Raw genomic sequence first — 6,031 nt, 5'->3', positions numbered from 1 at the left:
CGAAAGCTTAGCCACAGACTTTTTACAAAAAAAGAATTATATAATATTAGACAGAAACTATAGAGCCTTGGGAACAGAAATTGATATCATTGCAAAAGATGGAGAAGAACTTGTCTTTGTAGAAGTAAAAACAAGAAGAAACCATAGATTTGGAGAAGCCTATGAGGCAGTAACTGAATTTAAAATGAGAAATATAATTCAAACAGCCAATGTTTACATATACAAACATGAGCTTTATAATACACAAGTTCGCTTTGATGTGATTGAAGTATATATAAACGAGAAAAGGATAAACCATATAGAAAATGCCTTTATATTAAGCTAAAAATAAAAACTTCATTCTAAAATTTATAAAATAAAATTTTTGTTTTTAAATAATAAAAAATTTCAGAAATAATTTTATACTATTGAAGAAATATAAAAAGATTAAAATATCTCTTGGAAATTTACAGTCCAAGAGATATTTTTTAATCATTATTAGAATCAGAAGAGAGATTATTTAATTTGCCAGGAAGCGACATAATTATAAGGGAGTTTACATTTGCCATATGGTCTTTCATTTGCTTTTCTGCTAAGGCTATATTACCATTTTTAATCATAGAAATCAGATTCTCATGTTCAACAATAGCATAATCTTTTCTATTTTCAAATCCGCAAATATAATTGTACCTATAAAAAAGGTCATAAAACCTTTTCAACTCTTCAACTAAAAAATTGTTACCACTAATTTTTGCCATTGAAAGGTGAAACTGTCTGTCTAAATTTAAAAACTTTAAAGGTTGGTAACTTTTTTGTATAAAGATTTTTTTTGTAATTCACAGTTTTCTTCAAGAGCTAAAATATTTTCTTCATTACAATTTAAAGTAGCAAGTTTTACTGATAATAACTCCAAATTTTCTCTAATTTGAAAAATTTTAATATAATCATTTAGGCTCATAGGAGTTACTATATTTCTGTTATTAAACTCTATAAAGCCTTCATTTTTCAATTCTTGGATTGCAGCACGGATAGGGGTGCGACTAAGCTTAAATTCTTCTGAAATCTCTACCTCTTTTAATATATCTCCTGGTTTATATTCTATAGTCATAATTTTATCTTTTAGGCTTAAATAAACTTGATATGATATATTTTTTGTATAATCACTTTGCCTGCTCATAAATAAACACCCCAATTATTAAAATTATTTTATTTTCTTTAATTATATAATCTAAGTGTTGAAATTACAAGAATCTAAATTATTAAGTTGTGTAGTTTTAAAATATAAAAATTATAATATAAAATTTATAGAAACTGAATTAATGTATACATATAAATATATAGGAAAACAGTTGACAAACAATAAAAAAAGCCTTATTATGCTAATAAGTACAAAATATATAAACTAAAAAAAGTATACATAAAATAACAGGGGGATATAATGAAATTATCTAATAGAATTTATGATATGCCTTTTTCAGGAACAAGGAAGTTAACTCCTTACATAGAAAAAGCTAAAGAAAAAGGTAAAAAGATTATTGAGTTGTATGTTGGGCAACCAGACATAAAAACACCTGAAGGTTTTTTTGACGCAATTAAAAATTTCAAACCCGAAGTTTTGGCATATGGAGCCAATAACGGAAACCCTAAACTCAGAAAAGTAATAAGTAAATATTATAAAGAAAAAGGGATTGATTTCGATTGGGATGAAATACTTATAACAATAGGAGGAAGCGAAGCTTTGTTATTTTCTCTGATTTCCATTTGCGACCCAGGAGATAAAGTTTTAGCAGTTGAACCTTTATATACTGACTACAATACAATTGCAAAAGAATTAAATATAGAGATTAAGGCAATAACAACATCTCCAGAAAATGGATATCATCTACCTGACAAAAAAACTATTGAAGCACTCATAGATAAAGATACAAAAGGAATACTTATGAATCATCCTAATAATCCAACAGGAACTGTTTATACAGACGAAGAAGTAAATATGATTAGTGATATTGTCTTAGAAAACGATTTATTTTTAATTTCTGATGAGGTTTATAGGGAATTTGTTTATGAAGGCTTGGAATACACAAGTTTCGCACAAATAGAAAAAATTAAAGACCATGTAATAATAGTAGATAGTATTTCAAAAAGATATAGTGCATGTGGAGCTAGGATTGGCAATATAGCATCAAAAAATAAAGATTTCATTAATAATGTTATTAAACTGTGTCAATCAAGAATATGTCCACCAACATTGGATCAGGAAGGAGCGATTGAACTTTATAAGACACCAAAAGAATATTTTAAGGAGGTGAATAATGAATATAGAAAGAGAAGAGATTTAGTTTACGGATTATTGAGTAAAATGGAAGGTATAGTTTGTCAAAAGCCAGAGGGAGCATTTTATATATGTGCAAAACTTCCCGTGGATAATGCTGAAAAGTTTTTGATATGGATGCTTGAAAACTTTGAAGATAATGGAGAAGTTGTAATGCTTTCACCTATCGAGGGATTTTATGCAAGTGAAGGCTTGGGAACTAAAGAAGTGAGAATAGCCTATGTTTTAGAAGAGGATAAATTAAAAAGAGCCATGGAAATATTAGAAAAAGCTCTTGTAAGCTATCCAAATAGAACCAATTATTAAAATGGCCAATTAAATTTTGGTACATAAATAATATATTTAAGGAGGATTTCTAATGAAAAAAAATTTACTTTATATAATGATTTTTACTATGTTAATATCACTTATGGCATGTGGCAAAAAGAATGAATCAAGTAAGGGTAGTGCTGGTGCTATTGAATTAAAATTAGGTCACGCAATGTCTGAAGGAACAAATGCTACTAACCTAATTCATGAATTTGCAGTTAAAGTTGGTGAAGAAACTGAGGGAAGAGTTAAAATTGAAGATTTTCCAAATTCTCAATTAGGTTCTGAAACAGATATGTTAGAACAAATTCAACTAGGATCATTAGATGCAGGTGCAATAATGACAGGTTCAATGCAGGCAATTGAGCCAAAAATGGCAATTGAAGATTTACCATATATGTGGAAAGATATTGATCACGCAAGAAATGCTTTTGATGGTGAATTTGGTGATTATCTAGGAAAATTAATGGAAAACTATGGATTGCAAAAAATTGGATTTATAGAGTGGGGCTACAGAGAAATAACTAATAATAAAAGACCAATTGTTAAACCAGAAGACTTAAAGGGAATGAAAATAAGAGTTGCACAAAATAAACTTCGTGTTGATGCATTTGAGAAATTAGGAGCCCTTCCTACAATGCTTGCTTTTTCAGAGTTATATGGTGCTTTGCAACAAGGAGTTGTAGATTCTCAAGAAAATCCTCTTGCAAATATCGTAGCTGCTAATTTTAATGAAGTACAAAAATATTTATCTATAACTGATCATTTTTATAATCAGGCAATGGTAGTTGTAAATAAAGATACTTGGGAAAAAATTAATGAAGATGATCGTAAAATAATTTTAGATTGTATGAATGAATTATCAGAAAAAATTAAAGATGCGAATGATAAAGATCATAATTCATATATTGAAACATTACGCTCAAAGGGTATGGAGATAAATGACAATGTAGATAAAGAAGCATTTAGAAAAGCTATGTTACCTGTATATGAAGAATGGAGTGCCACTTTTGGTGACGAATTAATGAAAATTTATAACGAAGCATCTGGCTGGTAAGGTGATTTTGTGGTATTAAAATAAAAATAGTTTATTAACAATATTAAAAGTTATATGCTTCATCTGCATAGTTGGGTTAACATTTATTGTAGCTCTACAAGTTATGTCAAGAGCTTTTAAAATATCTCTTCCATGGTGTGAGGAGCTTGCTAGATTTTTCTTAATATGGTTAACTTTTGCAGGGTGTTCTGTTGCACTATCTGAAGATAGACATTTATCGGTAAGTTTTTTTGTAGACCTAACTAAGGGTAATATCAACAAATTTATTGTATTGTTTGGAGAGCTTGTTATTATAATTTTCTACTTAATAATAACGATTTACGGTTTTAAATTGTCTTCTAAAACTATGCATGTATTGTCTCCAACAATGCAGTGGCCAATGGGTTTAGTATATTCTGTATTACCAATTACTTCACTAATGACATTGTATATTTTAGTGACGAAATTTCTTAGCTTTAAAAAAGGAGAAAAATTATGATATTAGGAATACTGGTAGGATTTTTTACATTATTATTTCTAGGAATACCGATAGCATTTTCAATGGGTGTTGTTACTTCAGGTATGCTTGCACTTAAAGGAATTTCTTTAGAAATGATGGTACAAAGGATGTTTGCAGGTGTTAATTCTTTCTCATTGTTAGCTTTGCCCTTATTTATATTAGCAGGAAATATTATGGGCGAAGGCGGACTTACAAAGAGATTAATGAACTTAGCGAATGCTTTAGTTGGTAAAGTGACAGGAGGATTAGCGGTAACTTCTATAGTTACTTGTGCATTATTTGGTGCAGTTTCAGGTTCAACTGCAGCAACTACTTTTGCCGTAGGTTCTGTCATGGTACCAGAAATGAAAAAACAAGGATATTCAAATTCTTTTATAGCAAGTATTATTGGACCTTCAGGAGTTTTAGGGCTAATAATACCCCCCAGTATAACGATGGTTATATTAGGTATTACAGCTAATATTTCTATAGGTGATTTATTTTTAGCAGGATTTATACCAGGAATAGCATTAGCTGCAATGTTATCAATTTATGCAAGCTATATTTCAAAAAAAAGAGGTTTTGGAATAATAAATAAAGAAAAGATTTCTAGTAAGGAGTTATTTGAAATTTTTAAAGATGGTTTTTTTCCTTTAATGACACCAGTAATCATATTAGGGGGTATATTTAGCGGTTGGATGACTTCAACTGAAGTAGCAGTAGTTGCAGTATTATACGGTTTAATTTTATCTGCTTTTTACGGAGAATTGACTTGGGAAAGATTGAAATTTGTAATGATAGATTCTGCGATAACTTCAGCAATAATTCTTATAGTTATAGCAATATGTAATTCTTTTGCTTGGTTATTAACTATTGCAAAGATACCGGAATTAATAACTGGATTCTTTTTAAAGTATGCAAATACACAGACTCAATTTTTGCTAATTGTATCAGGAATATTACTTGTATTAGGTTGTTTAACAGAAGTAACATCATTAATTATATTATTAGCACCTATATTTATGCCAATAGCTATGCAGTATAATATTAATCCTATACATTTTGGTATGGTTTTAATTATGAACTTTGCATTAGCAAATGTTACACCACCTGTGGGACTATCAACGATATGTGGATGCAGTATCACAGATAAAAATATGGGTATAGAGGATACTTTACCTTATCTAATTCATGTTATGCTAATAGTTGCTGTAGCTGTATTCCTTATAATATTTATTCCAGATTTATCGACTTTTTTAGTAAATGCTGTTAAGTAGGTTATCATGATATTAAAAAGAAATAAAAACTTAATTTTTGAAAATCCAAGAAATGGAAGAGGATTTTTGTCAGGATCTTATATAACAGACAAAGAAATATTTAATGGTGTTACAATGATTGCAGAGATGGAATTAGAACCTAATTCAGAAATAGGATATCATATGCACAAAGGAGACGGAGAGCTATATTATATTTTGGATGGAGAAGGCATTTTTGTAGAAAAAGATAATTCAACAAATGTGTCTAATGGAGATTATTGTATTATTTTCGATGGCGAAGGTCATGGATTAAAGAATACGTCAAAGCATAGAAAATTAAAATTTCTTGCAGTAGTTTTTAAGGAATATAAGCAAAGTTAAGATAAAATAAAGTACACAATAGAAAAATTAAAGTATGAATAAACGAATTTAATAAAGAACAAAAATAGTTTAATAATTTTCCTTAAACAAGTCTTGGCTTATGTCAAGGCTTGTTTTCATATAAGTTGTTTTTTCAAAGTTCGTTTATATTTTAATTTATGTTGTCAAAAGTTTTTAATATTTTTTTTAAAATTTTATAGAAATTTTTTAAATCTAAATTGCAACAATAAGTTAGCCAC

At 28.7% G+C, this 6,031-nt stretch carries 8 protein-coding genes; 6 read left to right on the top strand and 2 right to left on the bottom strand.

Annotation, left to right across the window (positions count from 1 at the left end; all coding sequences use genetic code 11):
• A partial coding sequence (locus HMPREF9131_RS01845) for a YraN family protein (protein ID WP_009345051.1) occupies positions 1-325 on the top strand: 325 nt, incomplete at its 5' end.
• Positions 326-467: 142 nt separating this feature from the next.
• On the opposite strand, the gene HMPREF9131_RS08565 is transcribed toward HMPREF9131_RS01845, so the two are convergent.
• Positions 468-737, bottom strand: coding sequence for an FCD domain-containing protein (locus HMPREF9131_RS08565; protein ID WP_232202569.1), 270 nt, complete (start codon positions 735-737; stop codon positions 468-470).
• A 35-nt stretch (positions 738-772) separates the two neighbouring features.
• Positions 773-1,156: a GntR family transcriptional regulator gene (locus HMPREF9131_RS08560; RefSeq protein ID WP_009345050.1), complete on the bottom strand. Its 384-nt coding sequence runs from the start codon at positions 1,154-1,156 to the stop codon at positions 773-775.
• Between the two features lie 261 nt (positions 1,157-1,417).
• Between HMPREF9131_RS08560 and HMPREF9131_RS01835 the strand changes: the two genes are divergently transcribed.
• From HMPREF9131_RS01835 to HMPREF9131_RS01815, 5 genes are all read left to right on the top strand, one after another.
• The gene (locus HMPREF9131_RS01835; protein WP_009345046.1) at positions 1,418-2,617 is read left to right on the top strand and encodes a pyridoxal phosphate-dependent aminotransferase; all 1,200 of its coding nucleotides are present in this window, start codon (positions 1,418-1,420) and stop codon (positions 2,615-2,617) included.
• Between the two features lie 52 nt (positions 2,618-2,669).
• On the top strand, positions 2,670-3,677 hold the full coding sequence (locus tag HMPREF9131_RS01830; protein WP_009345049.1) for a DctP family TRAP transporter solute-binding subunit: 1,008 nt from the start codon (positions 2,670-2,672) through the stop codon (positions 3,675-3,677).
• A gap of 103 nt (positions 3,678-3,780) precedes the next feature.
• Positions 3,781-4,155: a TRAP transporter small permease gene (locus HMPREF9131_RS01825; RefSeq protein ID WP_009345053.1), complete on the top strand. Its 375-nt coding sequence runs from the start codon at positions 3,781-3,783 to the stop codon at positions 4,153-4,155.
• Positions 4,152-5,432, top strand: a complete 1,281-nt coding sequence (locus tag HMPREF9131_RS01820) for a TRAP transporter large permease (protein ID WP_009345047.1) — start codon at positions 4,152-4,154, stop codon at positions 5,430-5,432. Before HMPREF9131_RS01825 ends, HMPREF9131_RS01820 begins: the two co-directional genes overlap by 4 nt.
• A 6-nt stretch (positions 5,433-5,438) precedes the next feature.
• A complete protein-coding gene (locus tag HMPREF9131_RS01815; protein WP_009345054.1) occupies positions 5,439-5,792 on the top strand; it encodes a cupin domain-containing protein in 354 nt (117 codons plus the stop codon).
• The last annotated feature ends 239 nt before the right edge of the window (positions 5,793-6,031 follow it).

Origin of the sequence: Peptoniphilus sp. oral taxon 836 str. F0141 (genome assembly GCF_000179335.1) — a bacterium.
GTDB lineage: Bacteria > Bacillota > Clostridia > Tissierellales > Peptoniphilaceae > Peptoniphilus_A > Peptoniphilus_A lacrimalis.
The sequence above is the reverse complement of the archived record's forward strand: the minus strand, read 5'-3'. Positions and strand labels throughout refer to the sequence as shown.

What these genes read in the sequence shown, in the direction of transcription:
- HMPREF9131_RS08565 (WP_232202569.1), bottom strand. Translation starts at nt 737, where the DNA reads ATGGCAAAAATTAGTGGTAACAATTTTTTAGTTGAAGAGTTGAAAAGG.
- HMPREF9131_RS08560 (WP_009345050.1), bottom strand. Translation starts at nt 1,156, where the DNA reads ATGAGCAGGCAAAGTGATTATACAAAAAATATATCATATCAAGTTTAT.
- HMPREF9131_RS01835 (WP_009345046.1), top strand. Translation starts at nt 1,418, where the DNA reads ATGAAATTATCTAATAGAATTTATGATATGCCTTTTTCAGGAACAAGG.
- HMPREF9131_RS01830 (WP_009345049.1), top strand. Translation starts at nt 2,670, where the DNA reads ATGAAAAAAAATTTACTTTATATAATGATTTTTACTATGTTAATATCA.
- HMPREF9131_RS01825 (WP_009345053.1), top strand. Translation starts at nt 3,781, where the DNA reads ATGTCAAGAGCTTTTAAAATATCTCTTCCATGGTGTGAGGAGCTTGCT.
- HMPREF9131_RS01820 (WP_009345047.1), top strand. Translation starts at nt 4,152, where the DNA reads ATGATATTAGGAATACTGGTAGGATTTTTTACATTATTATTTCTAGGA.
- HMPREF9131_RS01815 (WP_009345054.1), top strand. Translation starts at nt 5,439, where the DNA reads ATGATATTAAAAAGAAATAAAAACTTAATTTTTGAAAATCCAAGAAAT.